Here is a 1,990-nt window from a genome sequence, read left to right on the forward strand (position 1 = left end):
TTGTTAACCATAATAAACAACTGAACAAGTTAGACATCTCAGAAGAAGGAACTCCAATACACTTACGAGGCTACGGTTGGGTGACTGTTTTCAAATTTACAGCCAAAAACGGCCGTATTGATTACATAGTAACAAACAAAGAGAATCCCACCCGTGAATACGTCAAATCTATCATGGATGCCCGTTGGTCTGTTGAAGTTTATCATCGAGAAGTTAAACAAAATTGTGGTATTGAACGCTGTCAGGCTCGCACGAGCCGAGCGCAAAGAAATCATATTTTTCTCGCTATTTCTGCGTGGTTTGAACAACATAAACGTCGTATATCTGAAAAAATAACCTTTTATCAACAAAATTGGGACGTAATCAAAAATGCTATTGCTGAGCACATCCGTGTTTTATTAGCGTACCCAAATTAGTTTTGTGCGAAACTCGTGTAATTGTGTTGCCTGAGTTAATGCCAGATAACGCGGTTCGGTGACTAAATGAAAAAAGTGAGGAAGATTGACCCACACAAAAAGACTGATACCAACAGAAACTAATATAACTTTCAATAATGCTTTAAACAGTTCCGCCAATGCATTGATTGAAAATATGCGTTTCAATCCAGAGATTGGGTTTAATTTTTTCCAGTCAAATTTAATCGACTTAAAATTAATATGTATACCACCAAAAAAACTAGGCGCAGCAAAAGCGATTAATACCAATCCGGCTATAATCGGCAATAATGCGTTGAGGCCGATTTTAATCGACTCAAATACTAATTTAGGCAATAGGTGACTATTATATAAAATATATTTATTAAAATAGAAAGTCTGTGAAAAAAGTATATGAAGCTTTTGATAACAATAATGGCCACAAACCCAGAATAGCGAAACACCGGCAATTAATATGAAAAAAGAACTTAATTCACGCGAACGAACAACCTGACCATCTTCCTTTGCTTTTTCCTTTTTTCGGGCAGTAGGTTCTTCGGTTTTTTCTAAATCACTCTCTTGTGCCACTCCCTTTTACTCCGTTAATTTTCTTTTGACAAAGGAAAGGCGCTAAGCTTGCCACAATAAAATCAACTTAAAAGGAAGATAACAGAGAAAGAATAGTTATTATTTCCGCTATTAGCTCAGATGGAAAAATTATAATAAGATAAACATAGATAATATTTCTTCACTATATAGAATCATGCCATGTTATTGCTAATATCCACTGATATTAATTTGCCGGTATAACAATGAATGTTCGTTTTATCTATTTTGTTTTTTGCAGTGTTTAAAAATGCGATCGTAAGGAAAATATATAACCTGATTAAAACTATTAATATTTCACATCTTTATAAAATGAATCTATACTTTATAAACTAGATAAATATTATTTGGTTAGGGATTATTATGAGAAAATTACTATTAACTTGTAGCATCGGTTTATTCGCATTTATCATCACTGCTTGTTCAGAAGAAGAGAAAAAAATCGACTATATCGGTGCAACCGATACCTGTAAAGCTTATTTCTCTGAAGTTGATTCCTTAGTTACTAAGGCTTCTGAAAACCCACAAACCAAAGCACAACTTGATTCTATAAAAAATCAACTTGAAGATGGTAAAAAACAGATCATTGCCCTGCCTAAAGATCAGCAAGATAAAGCTTGCCGACAAGGCATCGATGCGATGAAGCAGATAAAACAGTCATTAAATATGAAGTAAATAATATTTGATCATTGTTTTAGAAGAGATACATTGGGGCACCTCGAAAAACTCAAGATTTTCAATTAACCCTTGGCTTTCATTCTAAATAATTAGATTTTTTTTGATTATCACGTTACTGATTCTATCGCACATTGCCCTGGCTAGGGCCATTTGACCCATTCTGGGCGTCAGAAAGCCACGATGCACGCGCTCTGGAAGTACGCCAACCGCTTTAGGTTGTAACATGCTGCCATCATCGTCATGGCAAAATTAGCGCGCACCTGTCCAATGGTGCGGATCAGTTTTCTACCCAT

At 35.3% G+C, this 1,990-nt stretch carries 3 protein-coding genes and 1 pseudogene; 2 read left to right on the forward strand and 2 right to left on the reverse strand.

Annotated elements, in window-relative coordinates:
* Positions 1–416: transposase (locus CBG25_RS13070; protein ID WP_290607140.1), on the forward strand; the 416-nt coding region annotated here is incomplete at its 5' end.
* Here CBG25_RS13070 and CBG25_RS13075 read toward each other — a convergent pair.
* A complete protein-coding gene (locus CBG25_RS13075; protein WP_290607141.1) occupies positions 399–1,001 on the reverse strand; it encodes an EscU/YscU/HrcU family type III secretion system export apparatus switch protein in 603 nt (200 codons plus the stop codon). The genes CBG25_RS13070 and CBG25_RS13075 overlap by 18 nt on opposite strands.
* A 381-nt stretch (positions 1,002–1,382) precedes the next feature.
* Here CBG25_RS13075 and CBG25_RS13080 point away from each other — a divergent pair, with 381 nt between their 5' ends.
* The gene (locus tag CBG25_RS13080; protein ID WP_290607142.1) at positions 1,383–1,694 is read left to right on the forward strand and encodes a DUF5339 domain-containing protein; all 312 of its coding nucleotides are present in this window, start codon (positions 1,383–1,385) and stop codon (positions 1,692–1,694) included.
* Positions 1,695–1,864: 170 nt separating this feature from the next.
* On the opposite strand, the pseudogene CBG25_RS13085 reads toward CBG25_RS13080, so the two are convergent.
* Positions 1,865–1,990, reverse strand: a pseudogene (locus CBG25_RS13085) (IS5/IS1182 family transposase); the annotation flags it as partial.

The organism is Arsenophonus sp. ENCA (genome assembly GCF_002287155.1).
GTDB classification, from domain to species: Bacteria; Pseudomonadota; Gammaproteobacteria; order Enterobacterales; family Enterobacteriaceae; genus Arsenophonus; species Arsenophonus nilaparvatae.

What these genes read in the sequence shown, in the direction of transcription:
- CBG25_RS13080 (WP_290607142.1), top strand. Translation starts at nt 1,383, where the DNA reads ATGAGAAAATTACTATTAACTTGTAGCATCGGTTTATTCGCATTTATC.